General features: G+C 72.9%; 15 protein-coding genes. 14 read left to right on the forward strand and 1 reads right to left on the reverse strand.

From position 1 onward, the window contains the following. Positions 1 to 32: 32 nt before the first annotated feature. Positions 33 to 1,781 (reverse strand): fatty acyl-AMP ligase, encoded by a 1,749-nt coding sequence (locus ACFYP3_RS30165; protein ID WP_388839277.1) that lies wholly within the window; start codon positions 1,779 to 1,781, stop codon positions 33 to 35. A 507-nt stretch (positions 1,782 to 2,288) separates the two neighbouring features. On the opposite strand from ACFYP3_RS30165, the gene ACFYP3_RS30170 reads away from it, so the two are divergent. The 14 genes from ACFYP3_RS30170 (at position 2,289) to hypF (ending at position 17,452) form a co-directional block, all read left to right on the forward strand. Beyond that, a complete protein-coding gene (locus ACFYP3_RS30170; RefSeq protein WP_388839280.1) occupies positions 2,289 to 2,660 on the forward strand; it encodes a hypothetical protein in 372 nt (123 codons plus the stop codon). A 164-nt stretch (positions 2,661 to 2,824) separates the two neighbouring features. Beyond that, positions 2,825 to 4,582: an FG-GAP repeat domain-containing protein gene (locus ACFYP3_RS30175; protein ID WP_388839283.1), complete on the forward strand. Its 1,758-nt coding sequence runs from the start codon at positions 2,825 to 2,827 to the stop codon at positions 4,580 to 4,582. A 344-nt stretch (positions 4,583 to 4,926) separates the two neighbouring features. Next, positions 4,927 to 6,636, forward strand: a complete 1,710-nt coding sequence (locus tag ACFYP3_RS30180) for an enoyl-CoA hydratase-related protein (RefSeq protein WP_388839285.1) — start codon at positions 4,927 to 4,929, stop codon at positions 6,634 to 6,636. Between the two features lie 72 nt (positions 6,637 to 6,708). Beyond that, positions 6,709 to 7,764: a hydrogenase expression protein HypE gene (locus ACFYP3_RS30185; protein ID WP_388839288.1), complete on the forward strand. Its 1,056-nt coding sequence runs from the start codon at positions 6,709 to 6,711 to the stop codon at positions 7,762 to 7,764. Between the two features lie 78 nt (positions 7,765 to 7,842). Further along, positions 7,843 to 9,627 carry a nickel-dependent hydrogenase large subunit gene (locus tag ACFYP3_RS30190; RefSeq protein ID WP_376613218.1) on the forward strand — a complete coding sequence of 595 codons (1,785 nt, stop codon included), beginning with the start codon at positions 7,843 to 7,845 and terminating at the stop codon, positions 9,625 to 9,627. Then, positions 9,624 to 10,151, forward strand: coding sequence for a hypothetical protein (locus tag ACFYP3_RS30195; protein WP_388839291.1), 528 nt, complete (start codon positions 9,624 to 9,626; stop codon positions 10,149 to 10,151). Before ACFYP3_RS30190 ends, ACFYP3_RS30195 begins: the two co-directional genes overlap by 4 nt. Further along, the gene (locus tag ACFYP3_RS30200) at positions 10,148 to 10,798 is read left to right on the forward strand and encodes a DUF5947 family protein (protein ID WP_388839294.1); all 651 of its coding nucleotides are present in this window, start codon (positions 10,148 to 10,150) and stop codon (positions 10,796 to 10,798) included. The genes ACFYP3_RS30195 and ACFYP3_RS30200 overlap by 4 nt, the downstream gene beginning before the upstream one ends. A 44-nt stretch (positions 10,799 to 10,842) precedes the next feature. Further along, a complete protein-coding gene (locus ACFYP3_RS30205) occupies positions 10,843 to 11,574 on the forward strand; it encodes a DUF6084 family protein (protein ID WP_388839319.1) in 732 nt (243 codons plus the stop codon). Beyond that, on the forward strand, positions 11,571 to 13,013 hold the full coding sequence (locus tag ACFYP3_RS30210; RefSeq protein ID WP_388839297.1) for a hypothetical protein: 1,443 nt from the start codon (positions 11,571 to 11,573) through the stop codon (positions 13,011 to 13,013). Before ACFYP3_RS30205 ends, ACFYP3_RS30210 begins: the two co-directional genes overlap by 4 nt. Next, complete coding sequence (locus ACFYP3_RS30215) at positions 13,010 to 13,576, forward strand: hydrogenase maturation protease (RefSeq protein WP_388839301.1); 567 nt, start codon at positions 13,010 to 13,012, stop codon at positions 13,574 to 13,576. The genes ACFYP3_RS30210 and ACFYP3_RS30215 overlap by 4 nt, the downstream gene beginning before the upstream one ends. After that, the gene (locus ACFYP3_RS30220; RefSeq protein ID WP_388839304.1) at positions 13,573 to 13,677 is read left to right on the forward strand and encodes a DUF6893 family small protein; all 105 of its coding nucleotides are present in this window, start codon (positions 13,573 to 13,575) and stop codon (positions 13,675 to 13,677) included. Before ACFYP3_RS30215 ends, ACFYP3_RS30220 begins: the two co-directional genes overlap by 4 nt. 113 nt (positions 13,678 to 13,790) lie before the next feature. Then, the gene (locus ACFYP3_RS30225) at positions 13,791 to 14,186 is read left to right on the forward strand and encodes a hydrogenase maturation nickel metallochaperone HypA (RefSeq protein ID WP_388839307.1); all 396 of its coding nucleotides are present in this window, start codon (positions 13,791 to 13,793) and stop codon (positions 14,184 to 14,186) included. 3 nt (positions 14,187 to 14,189) lie between these two features. Further along, on the forward strand, positions 14,190 to 15,071 hold the full coding sequence (gene hypB, locus ACFYP3_RS30230) for a hydrogenase nickel incorporation protein HypB (protein ID WP_388839310.1): 882 nt from the start codon (positions 14,190 to 14,192) through the stop codon (positions 15,069 to 15,071). Then, positions 15,071 to 17,452: a carbamoyltransferase HypF gene (hypF, locus tag ACFYP3_RS30235; RefSeq protein WP_388839313.1), complete on the forward strand. Its 2,382-nt coding sequence runs from the start codon at positions 15,071 to 15,073 to the stop codon at positions 17,450 to 17,452. The genes hypB and hypF overlap by 1 nt, the downstream gene beginning before the upstream one ends. The last annotated feature ends 76 nt before the right edge of the window (positions 17,453 to 17,528 follow it).

The following is a 17,528-nucleotide window of genomic DNA, read 5'->3' on the forward strand; positions in this document are numbered from 1 at the left end:
GTGCTTCCCCCTGTGTCGTGCCGTCGTGCAAGTCAGCGCTTCGTGTTCCACGGATCGAGGCCGGCCAGGTACTCCTTCCGGGTCTCACCGCGCTGCAACTTCCCGCTCGACGTCTTGGGAAGGGTTCCGGCGGGCAGCAGGACGACGTCCCGCGGGGTCAGCCGGTGCTCTTGCATCACGGCGCGCCGTACGGCGTTCGCCACGGTGTCGGGCTCCGCCGCGTCCTTGCCGCCTGCGGCCTCCCGGCGCAGCTCGGCCGCGATCACGACCGCCTCTTCCCCGTCGCGCTCCACGCCGAAGGCCGCCACGCATCCGGGGCGGATCGCCGGGTGGGCGCTCTCCGCGGTCCGCTCGATGTCGTGGGGGTGGTGGTTGCGGCCGCCCACGATGACGACGTCCTTGATGCGACCGCAGACGAAGAGGCCGTCCTCCGTCTGGAAACCGAGGTCCCCCGTGCGCATGTACGGGCCTTCGCCGCTGTCGCCCAGCGTGGCCCCGAACGCCTCGCGGCTGAGGTCGGGGCGCTGCCAGTAGCCGACGGCGACGCTCTCGCCCGCGACCCAGATCTCACCGACCTGCCCCGGAAGGCAGCGGATGTGCTTCTCCGGGTCGACGACGGCCACGTCCAGCGTCCGGCTGACGCCGCAGCTGACGAGCACGCGCGCGCCCGGGCCGCCGTCCGGCACCGGCTCCGCGAAACCGCGCTCCAGCTCGTTCTCGTCGAAGGAGCGGAACGTCCACGGCCGTGCGAGCGGCGCACCGCTCACCAACAGCGTGCTCTCGGCGAGCCCGTACACCGGAATGATGGTCTCCGGACGGAAGCCCGTGGAGGCGAAGGCCTCGGCGAACCGGATCATCGACTCCGCGCGGATCGGCTCGGCGCCGTTCGTCGCGACGGACCAGGAGGAGAGGTCCAGCGTCGCGCGGTCCTCGTCGGTCACCTTTCGCGTGCACAGGTCGAACGCGAAATTGGGGGCCGCCGAAAGCGTCCCCCGGTACGTCGATATCGCGCGCAGCCAGCGCACCGGGTTCTGCAGGAAAGCGACGGTGGGCATCAGAACGGAATGGACGCCCAGCATCGCCGGCATAATGATCATGGAGATGAGCCCCATGTCGTGATAGGGCGGCAGCCAGCCGACCACGACCGTGGACGCGTCGATCCCGAGCGACGTGCGGATGAGGTCGATGTTGTGGGCGAGGTTCCGGTGGGTGACCATCACCCCCTTCGGCTGCCCGGTGGAACCCGAGGTGTACTGCAGGAATGCGAGGGAATCCGGATCCGGGGCGGCGGCGGACCATTGCGCTCCGTCTTCCTCGGGAAGGGTGTCGACCGCCAGCCACGCCGTTTCCCGGATTTCCGGAATGGTGCGTGCCGTCGTCTCGATGACCGCCCGGATGTCCGCGGTGGTCAGCACCGCGGCGGGCTGGGCGTCCTCGGCGATGCCGGCCAGCCGCAGCAGTCCACGGGCGCGCTGCGCGGGGTGCGGGAGGTAGGCGGGAACCGCGACCACGCCCGCGTACAGGCACCCGAAGAACGCGACGACGAAGTCCTGGCCGGGGGTGAACAGCAGGAGCGCCCGGGAGCCGGGCGCCACCTGTGCGCGCAGGTCCGCGGCGACCGCGCGCGCCCTGGCGTCGAGCGTCGCGAAGGTCAGGGAGGGTTCCGCCTCCTCGCCGTCGGGAAGGAAGGTGAAGAGTTCGTCCTGCGGAATGCGGGCGGCGTGGGCGTGCAGGGCGTCGACGACGGTGGCGTAGCGGATTTCGTCCAGGGCAGCGGGCAACGGCGATAATGATGCGTCAAGCATTCTCAGCCTCAATCAGTGCCGGAAGTCGATGCTCGCACCGGGTGCGGGTCGGCGGGCAAAGGGTGAAAGCGACGCGCGACTCCACGAGTGCGGTCGGCGTGAAATGCCCGCTCTTCGATCCGCCCGGGCGGAGTGCAGCAGAGAAGAAGTCAAGCCGGATATGGGGTACTGGGCAGTACTGGTCCAAACCTTAGGTCGGCCCGCGCTACCCGGTCAACTCGCATGGAATGGCCGGATGGTGTCTGCGAATCGATGGGGAGCCGTTTTTTCCGGCCATCCTCGAAAGGCCTGGAAGGATCAGTTCCGCACGCCCTCGGGGCTCCGAGCAGCAAGGACGGTACGGTCATTTACTGACCGCACACGACGCTTGCTGAGCGAAAATGACCGCTTGCGGTGAAGTCATCTCGCCAGTCTGGCGCGATATCTTCACAAAGTGTGGCCTCGCGGGGGGTTCGACGGGCCGCGTGCGGGCAGGTGCCCGACATGACCTTGGAACATCCGGCTGACCAGGGCGGATCGGGGCGGCTCAGCCGCTTCGCGAAGCTCGCGGAACTGGCGTCCAACTTCACCAGCTCCCCCCTCTTCTCCTTCCTGTGCGTCCTGCTGGTGGCCGCCTTCCTCGCGGTCCACTTCGCGGGCCTGGACGAGAGCTGGCAGCACCTGGTGGGCGACGCGATGGGCGCGGTCGCCCTGCTGCTCCTGGCGCTGCTCAAGAACTCCGAGCGGCGCGCCGAGCACGCGATCCAGCTCAAGCTCGACGCGATCGCCGCCGCCCTCCTGGAACAGCAGGAGGGAAGGACGGGCCAGGCGCACAAGGACCTGCGCGAGGCGATCGGCATCGAGGACCGCAACTGAGGCTCCGCGGAGCCGAGTTGGGGCGGGCCTGCGATCGGCGTGGTCAAGGGCGAGGCGGGGCGCGGCTCGGCTGGCAGCGGGAACCGTTCACGCGTGGACGTGTGTCTCCCCGCACACAGCGAGACGTGTCCGGGCGAGTCCCGGCTCGATCCTCAGGGGGGATCTTGACTTCATCGCACCGCGGAAGACTGCGCGCACTGGCCGCCGGCGGGGTACTGGCCCTGGCCGTCAGCGCCCTGACCGCCGCCCCGAGCAGCGCCGCCCCGCAGCCCGGCACACCCGACTCCGCCACAGCCCCGACCTTGGTCGGCCCGGCGGCGGATTCGGCCTCCGAGGCCGCACCGGGCGGCGATCGCACGTACCCGAGCGTCGTCCTGCCCGGCCGCGCCGCGACGCCGGCGCCGGCGGCCGCCGCCAAGCCGCGGCACGACGTCGACGGCGACGGCATCAGCGACCTGATCGTCATGGAGTTCGACCAGACCACCGCCGTCTACCTGTCCTCGATCTCGACCTGGAGCGAGTACACGATCCAGAAGACCGACCCCGACCCCAGCGGCTCGTTCAAGGACCTGCTGCCGGTGGGCGACGTGGGCGGCAGCAGCAAGCCCGAGCTGCTCTCGCTCTCCTTCGACGGGGTGCTCACGCTCTACGAGGCAGGCCTGACGAGCACGTCGGCGCCCCTCTGGTCGGGCCGCGGCTGGCAGATCTACAACCGCGTCATGGCCACCGGCGACCTGACCGGCGACCGCCACCCCGACCTGCTGGCCCGCGACCACGCCGGAGACCTGTGGCTGTACACCGGCACCGGCAGCGTCGCCAAACCCTTCGACGCGCGGGTCAAGGTCGGTTCCGGCTGGGGGGTCTACGACCAACTGGTCGGGGCTGACGACGTCGACGGCGACGGCCTCGGCGACGTCCTCACCCGCACGCTGAGCGGTGAGTTGTGGTTCCACAAGGGGGCCGGCAGCGCCACCGCCCCGCTCAAGGCCCGCGTCAAGGTAGGCACCGGCTGGAACGCGTACAACGTGATCACCGGCTCGGATGACGGCGACGGCGACGGCCTGAGCGACCTGCTCGCCCGCGACCGCGACGGCGTGGAGTACTGGTTCAAGTCGCTCGGTGGCGGCAAGTTCGCCGCACCCGGGTACTTCGGCAGTGGCTACGAGTTCAACAAGTTCATCGTCGGGGCGGGCACCACGCCGCTCTACGGCAAGTCACAGAACCTCGGCACCGAAGCGGACGACGACCTCGCCAAGTACAACGCCCTGGCCAACGGCGACTACCGGACGCCGCCGGTCCGGGTCGGCAAGGAGACGCCCGGGTCCCGCACCGCGTACGCCACCGGGCTCAACAGCCGCAACCACGCGACCTACGTGCAGAACATCGGCAGCGACCTGTTCATCCAGGGCGAGCGGGTCAGCACCACGTGGAACTACCCCCTGACCGTCGGCCCCGGTGACCTCACCGGGGACGGCAAGGGCGACCTCCTCAGCCGCGACTCCGCCGGCGTCCTGTGGCTCCACCCCGGCGACGGCGCGCTGGTGACCAGGTTCGGCGCGCGCGTCAAGGTCGGCACCGGCTGGAACGGCTACGACGCGCTCGTCGGCGCGGGCGACTACTCCGGCGACGGGCGGCCCGACCTGCTCGCCCGGGACACCTCCGGGCGCCTGTTCCTCTTCAAGGGCACGGGGACGGCCACCGCCCCGTTCGCCGCCCGGGAGCAGGTCGGCAGCGGCTTCGACCAGTACGACAAGCTGTTCGTCCCGGGGGACATCGACGGCGACAGCAAGGGTGACCTGCTCTGCCGTCTCCCGAACGGCGTGGTGTACCGGTACTCCTCCACGGGCAAGGCCGGCACCGCGACCTTCGCCGCCCGGGTCAAGTTCGGTACCGGTTGGAACCTGTACAAGAACCTCGTCTGAGTTCCGCGGCCGCCCGGTAGGGCGGCGGCGACGGCACGGGCCCGTCCACCGGACCAGCCGGCTGGAACGGGCCCGTATCCGCGCCCGGCATCCCTCGGGAGAAGGGAACGGCCGGGCCGCCGGGTGCCCCCCGCCCCGTGAGGCAAGCGGCACCTCCCCGAGCTCCCCCTACGGCCGAGCGGCCGTCGTGAGGGGCGCTTTCGAGTGACAACGCCGCGCAGCTTCGGCCGCCCGGGCCCCGGAGTGCTCGACCATCTCAGGCGGCCGGTCATGTTCCGGTCACGCGCGGCCGCTCGGGCCGGGCACCGCCGTATCGCGGCTCCGGGCCGCCGCTGGGAGATGACGTGTACGTTCTGCTCGTCGCGAGCGCGTTCAACAGCCTCACGCAGCGGGTCCACGCCGAGCTGCGCGACCACGGCCACCGCGTCGCGGTCGAACTCGCCCTGCCCGGAGCCCCCCTGGCCGAAGCGGTACGCGGGCACCGGCCCGACCTCGTCATCGCCCCGATGCTGCGGACGGCCCTCCCCGAGGAGGTCTGGGCCGCCCACACCTGCCTGATCGTCCACCCGGGACCGGTCGGCGACCGCGGCCCCTCCTCCCTCGACCGCGCCATCCAGGACGGGGAGACCCGATGGGGCGTCACGGTCCTGCAGGCCAACGCGGAGATGGACGCCGGCGACGTCTGGGCGAGCGTCGACTGCCCGGTGCCGCCCGTCGGCAAGAGCGACCTCTACCGCGGCGAGATCGCCGACGCGGCCCTGGAGGCCGTCCTCCTCGCCGTGGAACGCTTCGCCTCCGGCACCTACGTCCCACGGCCGCAGTCCGGCGGCCGGGCCCGCCCCCTCCTGCGCCAGGAGGACCGCCGCATCGACTGGGAGACGGACGGCACCGAACGGGTCCTGCGGACGCTGCGCGCCGCCGACTCCCAGCCCGGCGTACGGGACGACCTGCTCGGCGGCGAGTGGTTCCTGCACGGCGGGCGCCGCGAGGACCACCTGCGCGGCCGCCCCGGCGAGCTGCTGGCCACCCGCGCCGGCGCGGTCTGCCGGGCCACCGCCGACGGCGCCGTCTGGATCCCCGAGCTGCGCGCCCGCCGCCGGCCCGGCCGGCCGGCCGAGCCCAAGCTGCCCGCGACCGTGGCCCTGGCGGACCGGCTGCCCCCGCTTCCCGAGGTGCCCGCGCCCGCGCACGCCGGCCCCCACCGCCCCACCTGGTCCGACATCGGCTACCACGAGGAGGGCCGGGCCGGCTTCCTGACCTTCTCCTTCCCCGGCGGCGCGATGAGCACCGCGCACTGCCGCCGCCTGCTGGACGCCTACCGGACCGCCTGCACCCGCCCCACCTCGGTGCTGGTCCTGGGCGGCGGCCGGGACTTCTTCTCCAACGGCATCCACCTGGGTGTCATCGAGGCCGCCGCCGACCCTGCCGAGGAATCCTGGGCCAACATCAACGCCATGGACGACCTCGTCGAGGCGGTCCTGACCACCACCGACCGCCTCGTGGTCAGCGCGCTGGGCGGCAACGCCGCCGCCGGCGGGGCCGTGCTCGCCCTCGCCGCCGACGAGGTCTGGTGCCGCTCGGGCGTCGTCCTGAACCCGCACTACCGCCTGATGGGGCTGTACGGCTCCGAGTACTGGACGTACGTCCTGCCCCGCCGCGTCGGCCCCGGCCTCGCGGAGCGCCTCACCGCCGAGGCCCAGCCGCTGAGCGCCGCCGCCGCGCACGGCCTGGGCCTGGTCGACCGTACGGTGCCCTGCGCGCCCGAGGAGTTCACCGCGGAGACCGAGCGCCTCGCCACCCGCCTCGCCGCCCTGCCCGCCACCACGGCCCGGATCGCCGACAAGAAGGCCGCCCGCGAGCGCGACGAGGCGGACCGGCCGCTGGCCGCCCACCGCGAGGCCGAGCTGGCCCGCATGCACCGCACCTTCTTCGACCCGGAGGCGCCGTACCACGCCCTGCGCCGCGCCTTCGTGCGCAAGGAACGCGCGGTCGCCGGGCCGCCCGTCACTGGACTGGCCGCACCAGACGCGGCACCGGGACCGGCCTGCTGTTAGCAAGAAGGGTGAGGACGAGACAGGCCGCCTCTCCGCACCCCCTTCCCGACCCCCTCCCCGAGGAGGCATCCCATGGCCGCAGTGACGAAGGACCCGGTCGAAGACCCCCCGATCCACATCCTCTGGATCAACGCGGGACTGAGCTGCGACGGCGACTCCGTGTCCTTGACGGCCGCGATGCAGCCGAGCATCGAGGAGATCGTGACCGGCGTGCTGCCCGGTCTGCCCAAGATCGCCGTGCACTGGCCGCTGATCGACTTCGAATGCGGGCCGGTCGGCGGCGCCGACACGTTCATCGAGTGGTTCTTCAAGGGTGAGCGGGGCGAGATCGACCCCTTCGTCCTGGTCGTCGAGGGATCCATCCCCAACGAGAAGATCAAGCCCGAGGGCTACTGGTGCGGATTCGGCGACGATCCGGAGACCGGACAGCCCATCACCACCAGCGAGTGGATCGACCGGCTGGCCCCCAAGGCCCTCGCGGTCGTGGCCATCGGCACCTGCGCCACGTACGGCGGCATCCACGCCATGGAGGGCAACCCGACGGGCGCCATGGGCCTGCCCGACTACCTCGGCTGGGACTGGACCTCCAAGGCCGGCATCCCCATCGTGTGCGTACCGGGCTGCCCGATCCAGCCGGACAACTTCTCGGAGACCCTGACCTACCTGCTCTACCAGGCGGCCGGCTCGGCCCCGATGATCCCCCTCGACGACAAGCTGCGCCCGACCTGGCTCTTCGGGGCCACCGTCCACGAGGGCTGCGACCGCGCCGGCTACTACGAGCAGGGCCAGTTCGCCGAGGCCTACGACTCCCCGCAGTGCCTGGTCAAGCTCGGCTGCTGGGGTCCCGTCGTCAAGTGCAACGTCCCCAAGCGCGGCTGGATGAACGGCATCGGCGGCTGCCCGAACGTCGGCGGCATCTGCATCGCCTGCACGATGCCCGGCTTCCCCGACAAGTTCATGCCGTTCATGGACGAACCCCCCGGCGCCAAGGTCTCCACGAAGGCCAGCGGCGCGTACGGGGCCCTGGTCCGCAAGCTCCGGGCGGTCACCGCCCACACCGTGGACGAGGAACCGAAGTGGAGGCACGGCGGCCGCAGCCTGACCACGGGCTACCGCCCGCCCTGGTGACCTCCCGCTCCTCCCTCTCCCGCAGCGCACGCGCAGCAACTCCCGCTCCCCGCACCGAAGAAGGGTCACGGCAGACAGATGGCAGCGAACACGAAGGCGGCCGGCGACGGCAGCGGCCTGGTGGAGATGGCCTGGGATCCGATCACCCGGATCGTGGGCAGTCTCGGCATCCACACGAAGATCGACTTCAAGCAGAAGCGCGTCGCGGAGTGCTACAGCACCTCGTCGGTCTTCCGCGGCTACAGCGTCTTCATGCGGGGCAAGGACCCGCGCGACGCGCACTTCATCACCAGCCGCATCTGCGGGATCTGCGGTGACAACCACGCCACCTGCTCCGTGTACGCGCAGAACATGGCCTACGGGGTGAAGCCGCCCCACCTCGCCGAGTGGATCATCAACCTCGGCGAGTCGGCGGAGTACATGTTCGACCACAACATCTTCCAGGAGAACCTGGTCGGGGTCGACTACTGCGAGAAGATGGTCCGCGAGACCAACCCGGGTGTCCTGGAGCTCGCCGAGCGCACGCCGTCCCCGCACGCGGGGGAGCACGGCTACAAGACCATCGCCGACATCATGCGCTCCCTCAACCCCATCGAGGGCGAGTTCTACCGCGAGGCGCTCCAGGTCAGCCGCTACACCCGCGAGATGTTCTGCCTGATGGAGGGGCGCCACGTGCACCCCTCCACCCTCTACCCGGGCGGCGTCGGCACCATCGCCTCCGTCCAGCTCTTCACGGACTACATGAGCCGCCTCATGCGGTACTGCGAGTTCATGAAGAAGGTCGTCCCCCTCCACGACGACCTCTTCGACTTCTTCTACGAGGCCCTGCCCGGCTACGAGGAGGTCGGCCGCCGGCGCGTCCTGCTCGGCTGCTGGGGCGCCCTCAACGACCCCGAGTACTGCGACTTCACGTACGCCAACATGACCGACTGGGGACGGAAGATGTTCGTCACCCCGGGCGTGATCGTCGACGGCAAACTGGTCACCAACGACCTCACCGAGATCAACCTCGGCATCCGCATCCTGCTCGGCAGCTCGTACTACGACGACTGGCAGGGCCAGGAGCAGTTCGTCACCCACGACCCGCTCGGCAACCCGGTCGACCCCCGCCACCCGTGGAACCAGCACACCATCCCGGCGCCGCAGAAGCGGAACTTCGACGACAAGTACAGCTGGGTGATGTCACCCCGCTGGTTCGACGGCAAGGACCACCTCGCGCTCGACACCGGCGGCGGCCCCATCGCCCGCCTGTGGTCCACCGCCCTGTCCGGGCTCGTCCACACCGACTACGTGCAGGCCACCGGCAACAGCGTCGTCATCACGCTGCCGCGCACGATGACCAAGCCCGAGACCCGCTTCGAGTGGAAGATTCCGAAGTGGAGCAACGCGCTGGAGCGCAACCGCGCCCGCACCTACTTCCAGGCGTACGCGGCCGCCATCGCCCTGCACTGCGCAGAGAAGGGCCTCGCCGAGGTCCGCGCGGGACGCACGCAGACCTGGGAGAAGTTCGAGGTCCCGGACGAGGGTCTCGGCGTCGGCTTCACCGAGGCCGTACGGGGCGTCCTGTCGCACCACATGGTGATCCGCGACGGGAAGATCGCCAACTACCACCCGTACCCGCCGACGCCCTGGAACGCCAGCGTCCGTGACAGCTACGGCACCCCGGGACCGTACGAGGACGCCGTGCAGAACACCCCGATCTTCGAGGAGAACAGCCCGGAGAACTTCAAGGGCATCGACATCATGCGCGCGGTGCGCAGCTTCGACCCCTGCCTGCCCTGCGGCGTCCACATGTACGTCGGCGGCGGCAAGACCGTGAAGACCATGCACGTGCCCACCGGCCTGAGCGGACTGGGCGGATGAGCGCGGTGCTCGACGCCGCCCGCGCGGGGCGCAGGGTCGAGGAGGTGCTCGACCGGATCGCCGCCACCGGCGACCGGGCGGCGTGCGCGGCTGCCGAGGAACTGGTGCGGGTCCTCATGGACTTCTACGGCGCCGGGCTCGCCCGGATCGTCGAGGGAGTGGGGAAGGGCCCGCTCGACGCGGTGCTCGACGACGAACTCGTGGCGAGCCTGCTCTCCCTGCACGGCCTGCACCCCGAGGACGCGCGCACCCGGATCGCCCGCGCCCTCGACTCCGTGGCCGACCCGGTGGAGCTCGTCGGCTTCGACGAGAGCACCGGCGTCCTGCGGCTGCGCCCGGGGCCCGCCTCCGGCGGCTGCGGCTGCGGCAGCGGCGGTCAGGACGCCGCCCGGCGGACCCTGGAGGACACCCTCGCCTGCTTCGCGCCCGAGGTGACGAGCGTGGAGATGGAACCCGCCGCGGCCCCGCCGCCCGCCCTCCTCCAGATCGGCACCCGGCCCCCCAGCCCGGCGCGGGTGTCGTGACCGGGCCCGGAATCCGTACGAACGGCACGCGCGGGCTGCGCAGGTTCGCCGGCCCGCGCCCGCCCCGGCCCGAGACCTGCGAACTGTGCGGGGTGATCGTGCCGGGGGAGTCCCACCGCCACCTGGTGGAGACCGAGAAGCGGACGCTGCTCTGCGCCTGCACCCCCTGCGCCCTGCTGTTCGACCGGCCGGGCGCGGCCACCGGACGGCTGCGGGCGGTACCGGTCCGCTACCTCACCGACCCGGGCCACCGGCTCGACGACGGCGCGTGGGAACTCCTCCAGATCCCGGTCGGGGTCGCGTTCTTCTTCCGCAACGCCGCCCTCGACCGGCTCGTCGCCCTCTACCCGAGCCCGGCCGGCGCCACCGAGAGCGAACTCGCCCCGGAGACCTGGCAGACCGTCCTGGGCACGGGCCGGCTCGCCGAGCTGCTCGAACCGGACGTGGAGGCGCTGCTGCTGCGCCGCTCGGAGGGCCGTACCGAGTGCTACCTCGTGCCCATCGACATCTGCTACGAGCTGGTGGGGCGGATGCGGCTGCTGTGGCAGGGCTTCGACGGCGGCGCGGAGGCCCGGGCCGCGCTGCGCGAGTTCTTCGCGCAGGTGGAGCGCCGGGCCAGGGTCCTGGCGGAGGAAGGGGTCCGGTGACCGCGATTCCATCGAGGCCCGCCGAAGCGGGGACGACGGCGACGGTGCCGTCGGCGACGACGCCGTCGGGGACGGCGGAGCTCGCCTTCTCCTGCACCGGGGTGCGGGCCGACCCCTACGCCGCCGGCCCCACGCTCGTCTTCCGGCTGCGCATCACCGCCGCCGGGGGAGCCCGCGTGCACGCCCTCGCCCTGCGCTGCCAGATCCGCATCGAACCGGCCCGGCGCGGCTACGGCCCCGCCGAGGCCGAGGGGCTGGCCGACCTCTTCGGGGAGCGCTCCCGGTGGGGGACCACGGTCAAGCCCGTGCAGTTCGCCCAGGTCCAGGCCATGGTCCCGAGCTTCACCGGGGAGACCGAGACCGACCTGGTCGTGCCGTGCACCTACGACATGGACATCGCCGCGACCCGCTACTTCGAAGCCCTGGCGGAGGGGGAGGTCCCGCTGCTGATGCTGTTCTCCGGCACCGCCTTCACCGGTGACGGCGGCTTCCGGGTCGAGCCGGTGCCCTGGGACCGCGAAGCCGCGTACCGGATGCCCGTGGCGGTGTGGCGCGAGATGGTCGAGCAGCACTTCCCCGGCTGCGGCTGGCTCCGGCTGCCCCGCGACACCATGGACGAGCTGCTCGCCTACCGCTCCCGCAACGCGCTCGCCTCGTGGGAGGCGACCGTACGGGCCCTGCTGGACGCGGCCGCGCCGCCGCCGCAGCCGCCTCCGCCGGGCGCGCCCCGGCCGGGGGCGGTCCTGCCCCGCCGCACCGGGAGGTCCGCCCCGTGACCGGTTCCCCGACCACCACGACCAGCGCCGCCGAGTCCCGCTTCACCGCCGCCCGGCAGGTGGCCGACGCCGTCCTCTTCGAGGGGTACGTGCTCTACCCGTACCGGGCGTCGGCGGCCAAGAACCGGCTGCGCTGGCAGTTCGGCGTGCTCGTCCCCCCGGCGTGGGGCCACGCGCACGACGAACACGTCTTCCAGCAGACCGAGATCCTGATGGAGCCGCGAGGCGGGGCGACGCTCGCCCTGGAGCTGCGCTTCCTGCGGGCCCAGCGGCGTACGGTCCAAGAAGCCCTGGCCGGCGGCCACTTCGCGGAGGTGGCCGAGCTGCACCTGGACGACCGCGTGCTGGTCCCCTGGGACGAGGGCGTGGAGGAGCGGGTCGAGCTGTCCGTTCCCGTCGCCGAGCTGGTGGCCGGGGAGGTGAGCGTCCCCTTCCACCGCCCCGCCCGCGACGAGGCGGAGAGCGTCCTCGACGCCGACGGGCGGATGGTGGGCCGCCTGGTGCGGCGTACCGAGGAAGCCGACGGCCTCGTCCGGCTCAGCGCCACCGAACTCGACGGCGCCTACCGGGTGTTCAGACTCCGCGCGGTGGTGGAGAACACCAGCCCGTGGGCCCCGCCGCCCGGGTCCGGGAACGGCTCCGCCGACAGGGAGGCCGCCCTGCCGTACTCGCTGGTCGCCGCCCACCTCCTGCTGGGCCTCGACTCCGGCTCCTTCCTGTCCGTGACCGACCCGCCCGAGTGGGCCCGGGAGGCGGTGGCGGCCTGCGTCAACCGCCACACCTGGCCGGTGCTCGCCGGCGAACCCGGCCGCGCCGACGTGGTCCTGTCCTCCCCGATCATCCTGGAGGACCACGCGGCCATCGCCCCCGAGAGCGCGGGCGCAATGTACGACGCCACCGAGATCGACGAGATCCTCGCCCTGCGCACGGCGGCCCTGACCGACCAGGAGAAGCGCGAGGCGCGCGGCACGGACGCCCGGGCGGCCGCCGTGATCGACCTCGCCGACTCCATGCCCCCCGAGGTGCTGGACCGCCTGCACGGCGCGGTGCGCGCCCTGCGGGAGATCACCGGACCGGACCAGCCGCCCCTGCTGACCGAACTCCCCTCCGAGGACACGGTGTTCAGCCCCGACACCCCCTGGTGGGACCCGGCCCGGGCGGAGACCGCGGACCCGGCCCGTGACCGGATCACGATCGCCGGCGCCTCCGTCGGCCCCGGCAGCCGGGTCATGCTCCGCCCCGGACTGCGGCGCACCGACGCCCAGGACCTGTTCCTCCAGGGCCGTGCCGCGCTGGTCGAGGCGGTCCTGCACGACGTCGACGGCGGGGTCCACCTCGCCGTCACCGTGGAGGAGGACCCGGGCGCGGACATCCGCCGCGAGCAGGGCAGGTTCCTCTACTTCCAGCCCGACGAGGTCACCCCCCTGGAGGACGCGTGAGCGACAGGGTCCTGATCGCGGGCATCGGCAACGTCTTCCTCGGCGACGACGGCTTCGGCGTCGAGACCGTACGGGCGCTGTCCGCCCACCCGCTGCCCGACGGGGTCGAGGCGGTGGACTTCGGTGTACGCGGGGTCCACCTCGCCTACCAGCTCCTCGACGGGTACGACACGCTCCTGATCGTCGACGCCACCGCCCGCGGCGGCGAGCCGGGCACGCTCTACCTCATCGAGGCCGACGGGAGCGAGGAGCCGGGCGGCGTCGGCGGCGGCGCAGGGGCCGTCGGCGCGGCGCCCGGCGCACCCGTCCTCGACGGCCACCACATGTCCCCCGACGCCGTCCTCGCCCTGCTCGGCACCCTGTGCGCGGGCACCGGCGCCACCCCGCCACGGCGCACGCTGGTCCTCGGCTGCGAACCGGCCTGCCTCGACGAGGGCATCGGGCTCAGCGCGGCCGTGAGCGCCGCCGTGCCGGAAGCCGTACGCACGGTCTTGGACCTGATCCGCACCCCGGCCCCCGACGAAGCCGGCGGCCCCCATCGCGAACTGAGGAGAACCCCATGAAGAACGCCGTCATCGGCGGGGCCGCGGCCGCCGCCCTCGCCGCGGTCCTGGTCGCGTTCCTCCCCGACCTCAGGCGCTACCTGCGCATGCGCAGGATGTGACGCCACTGCCCCTGCCACGCCCGAATGGCGTACGGGGCGCGCCGCGCACCGGCGTGCCCGACCGTGACGACCCCGTCCCGCCGGTGTAATGAGCCCCGGCAGGACGGAGTCCCATGCACGAGATGTCCATCGCCATGGCCGTAGTGGGCCAGGTGGAAGAGGCGGCCCGGGCGGGCGGCGCGCACGCCGTCACCTCCGTACGGCTGCGGGTCGGCGAGCTGGCGGGCGTGGTGCCCGACGCGCTGGCCTTCTGTTTCGAACTGGCCTGCGCCGGAACGGTCCTCGACGGCGCGACGCTCGTCACCGAGCCCGTGCCCGCCCGCGCCCGCTGCGCCTCCTGCCCCGACACCTGGGCCGTGGGGATGCCCCCCGAACTGTGCTGCCCCGCATGCGGCAGGGCCACCGACGTGGAACTGCTCTCGGGCCGTGAGCTGGAGATCCTCAGCGTGCGCTGGGAGGACGGCCCAGCCGGAGCCCGTACCCGCGAACCGATTCCCGAGGAGGCCTGAACCATGTGCCGAGTGGTCGATCTGCGGCAGGCGGTACTCGCCAAGAACGACATGGCGGCCCAGGTCCTGCGCGCCGAACTCACCGCCCGCGGAACGACGGTGGTCAACCTGCTCTCCAGCCCCGGCAGCGGGAAGACGGCGCTGCTGGAGCGCGAACTGCTCCTCGCCCGTGAGCGGGGCCTCGCCGTGGCCGCGCTGACGGCCGACCTGGCCACCGAGAACGACGCGCAGCGGCTGGCCCGTTCGGGCGCACCGGTCAAGCAGGTGCTCACCGACGGGCTGTGCCACCTGGAGGCCGGGATGCTCGGCCGGCACCTGGACGGCTGGCTGCCCGAGGACACCCGGCTGCTCTTCGTGGAGAACGTGGGCAACCTGGTCTGCCCGGCCTCCTACGACCTGGGTGAGTCGCTGCGCGTGGTCCTGGCGTCGGTGACGGAGGGCGAGGACAAGCCGCTGAAGTACCCGACCGCCTTCGGACTGGCCCAGCTGGTGGTGGTCACCAAGACCGACATCGCGCGGGCCGTCGACTTCGACGAGGCCGCCTTCCGCGCCCACGTCGAGCAGGTCAACCCCGGTGTGGAGGTGGTCCTCACCTCGGCCCGCGCGGGGGAGGGGATCGGGCTGCTGCTCGACCGGGCGCTCGCGGCGGGGGAGGGCGCCGGGACGCACACGCCTGTCATGGCGGGCCTGCAGCAGCCGCACGACCACGACCACGACCACGACCACGACCACGGCCACGACCACGGGGGCGGCCATGTGCACGTCCACGACCACGGCCACGACCACGACCACGGCCACGGCCACGGCCACGGCCACGGCCACGGCCACGACCACGACCCCGATCACGGCCACCCGGACGTGCGTCCCGCCGCGCAGACCCGCTGATGGAGGCCGTGCAGCGCCGCCGGGTCACCGTCCGCGGCGTGGTCCAGGGCGTCGGCTTCCGCCCCTACGTCTACACCCGCGCGACCGGACTCGGCCTCGCCGGGCACGTCACCAACACCCCCGAGGGCGTCGTCGCGGAGGTCGAGGGCGCCCCGGCCGCCGTCCACCGCTTCTGCGAGCGGCTCGCCGCGGACGCGCCCCCGCTGGCCGTCGTGGACGCCGTCGACCACTGCGAGGTCCCGGTCTCGGGCGGCGCCGGATTCACCATCATCGCCTCCCGGACCGGCGGCCCCGCCCGCACCCTGGTCTCCCCGGACGCGGCCACCTGCGCCGACTGCCTGAACGAACTGGCCGACCCGGCCGACCGCCGCCACCGGCACCCCTTCATCACCTGCACCCACTGCGGGCCGCGGTTCACCATCGTGACCGGGCTGCCGTACGACCGCGCCCACACCACCATGGCCCGCTTCCCGATGTGCGCCGACTGCGCGCGCGAGTACGGGGACCCCGCCGACCGCCGGTTCCACGCCCAGCCGGTCGCCTGCCCGGCCTGCGGCCCCCGGCTGAGGCTCCTCACCGGACAGCCGCCCCGCGAGGCCCCGGGCGGCGACCCGGTCGCCGAGGCCCGTCGGCTCCTGGCGGCCGGGGCGATCCTTGCCGTGAAGGGCCTGGGCGGCTACCACCTGGCCTGCGACGCCACCCACGCGGGAGCCGTGGCCGCACTGCGCCGTCGCAAGAACCGCGGTGACAAGCCCTTCGCCCTGATGGCCCGGGACCTCTCCGACGCCGAACGGTTCGCGCACGTCGGCCCCGAGGAGCGCGCGCTGCTGACGGGAGGCGTACGGCCCATCGTGCTGCTGCGCCGGCGCGACGGCGGCGCGGCGGCTCCAGGCGCCCCGGGCGCCCCGGGCGTCCTGGCGGACGAGGTGGCCCCGCGCTGTCCCGACCTCGGCGTGATGCTCCCGTACACCCCGGTCCACCACCTGCTGCTCGGCCTGCCCGGCGCCCCCCCGGGCCCCCACCTGCTCGTCATGACCAGCGGGAACCTCGCCGGTGAGCCCATCGTCACCGACGACGACGAGGCCCTGGACCGGCTCCGCGGCCTCGCCGACGCCTGGCTCACGCACGACCGCCCCATCCACGTGCCCTGCGACGACTCCGTGGTGCGGGTCTGCGACGGCGAGACGATGATCCTGCGGCGCTCGCGCGGATACGCCCCGCTCCCGCTGACCCTGCCGCTGCCGGTCCCCCCGACCCTCGCCGTGGGCGGGGACCTGAAGAACGCCTTCTGCCTCGGGGCGGGGCGCCAGGCCTGGCCGTCCGCCCACGTCGGAGACATGGACGACCTCGCCACCCAGTACGCCTTCGAACGCGCCGAGCGCCAGTTGGAGTCCATCACCGGCGTCGACCCCCTGCGCCTCGCCGCGGACCGGCACCCCGGCTACCGCTCCACCCGCTGGGCGACCCGCGCCGCGGCCGGCCGGCCGCTCGTGCGCGTCCAGCACCACCACGCGCACATCGCCTCCGCCATGGCGGAGCACGGCCTGGACGGTGGCCGTCCGGTCATCGGCGTCGCCTTCGACGGCACCGGCTACGGCGACGACGGGGCCGTGTGGGGCGGCGAGGTCCTCCTCGCCGACTACACCGGCTACACGCGCTTCGCCCACCTCGGGTACGTGCCCCTCCCGGGCGGGGACGCGGCCGTGCAGCGCCCGTACCGCATGGCGCTGGCCCATCTGCGGGCCGCGGGCATCGCGTGGAGCCCGGACCTGCCCTGCACCGCCGCCTGCCCGCCGGACGAACTCCCGGTACTGGAGCGTCAGTTGGCGCGTGGCCTGAACTGCGTCCCGACGTCCAGCATGGGCCGGCTCTTCGACGCCGTCTCCTCCCTCGCCGGCGTCTGCCACCGGGCCGGTTACGAGGCGCAGGCGGCCATCGAGCTGGAGGGCGCGGCCCTCGGCGCGGGCCCGGCCGGCCCCGGCTACTCCTTCGGGCTGCGCCAGCCGCCCGGCCGGGCCGGCGGTGCTCCGGTCACCGCCGATCCCGCGCCCGTACTGGCCGCCGTGGTGGCCGACGTACGCGCGGGCACGCCCCCGGGCCTGATCGCCGCCCGCTTCCACGACGCCGTCGGCGCCCTCGTCGGCACGCTCTGCGCACTCGCGCGCGAGCGGCACGGACTGGAGACCGTCGCACTGACCGGCGGGGTCTTCGCCAACACCCTGCTGTCGTCCGCGTGTGCCCGCACCCTGCGCGCGAGCGGTTTCACCGTCCTGCGCCACGGCCGGGTCCCCCCGAACGACGGCGGTCTGTCCCTCGGTCAGCTCGTGGTGGCGGCCGCCGCCGACACCGCGCACCACCCACAGCAAGGAGATTCCCAATGATGCTGTCAAGCCGCAGTGACGGGCTCTTGAGAGCCGTCTCATGCCGCTGTGGCGGCGGGGATCGGAGCGGTCGCTT

The sequence above is a fragment of the Streptomyces sp. NPDC005533 genome, assembly GCF_042871845.1.
Lineage (GTDB): Bacteria > Actinomycetota > Actinomycetes > Streptomycetales > Streptomycetaceae > Streptomyces.

Coding starts and splice junctions, on each gene's coding strand:
- ACFYP3_RS30170 (WP_388839280.1), top strand. CDS start 2,289: ATGACCTTGGAACATCCGGCTGACCAGGGCGGATCGGGGCGGCTCAGC.
- ACFYP3_RS30185 (WP_388839288.1), top strand. CDS start 6,709: ATGGCCGCAGTGACGAAGGACCCGGTCGAAGACCCCCCGATCCACATC.
- ACFYP3_RS30190 (WP_376613218.1), top strand. CDS start 7,843: ATGGCAGCGAACACGAAGGCGGCCGGCGACGGCAGCGGCCTGGTGGAG.
- ACFYP3_RS30195 (WP_388839291.1), top strand. CDS start 9,624: ATGAGCGCGGTGCTCGACGCCGCCCGCGCGGGGCGCAGGGTCGAGGAG.
- ACFYP3_RS30220 (WP_388839304.1), top strand. CDS start 13,573: ATGAAGAACGCCGTCATCGGCGGGGCCGCGGCCGCCGCCCTCGCCGCG.
- ACFYP3_RS30225 (WP_388839307.1), top strand. CDS start 13,791: ATGCACGAGATGTCCATCGCCATGGCCGTAGTGGGCCAGGTGGAAGAG.
- hypB (WP_388839310.1), top strand. CDS start 14,190: ATGTGCCGAGTGGTCGATCTGCGGCAGGCGGTACTCGCCAAGAACGAC.
- hypF (WP_388839313.1), top strand. CDS start 15,071: ATGGAGGCCGTGCAGCGCCGCCGGGTCACCGTCCGCGGCGTGGTCCAG.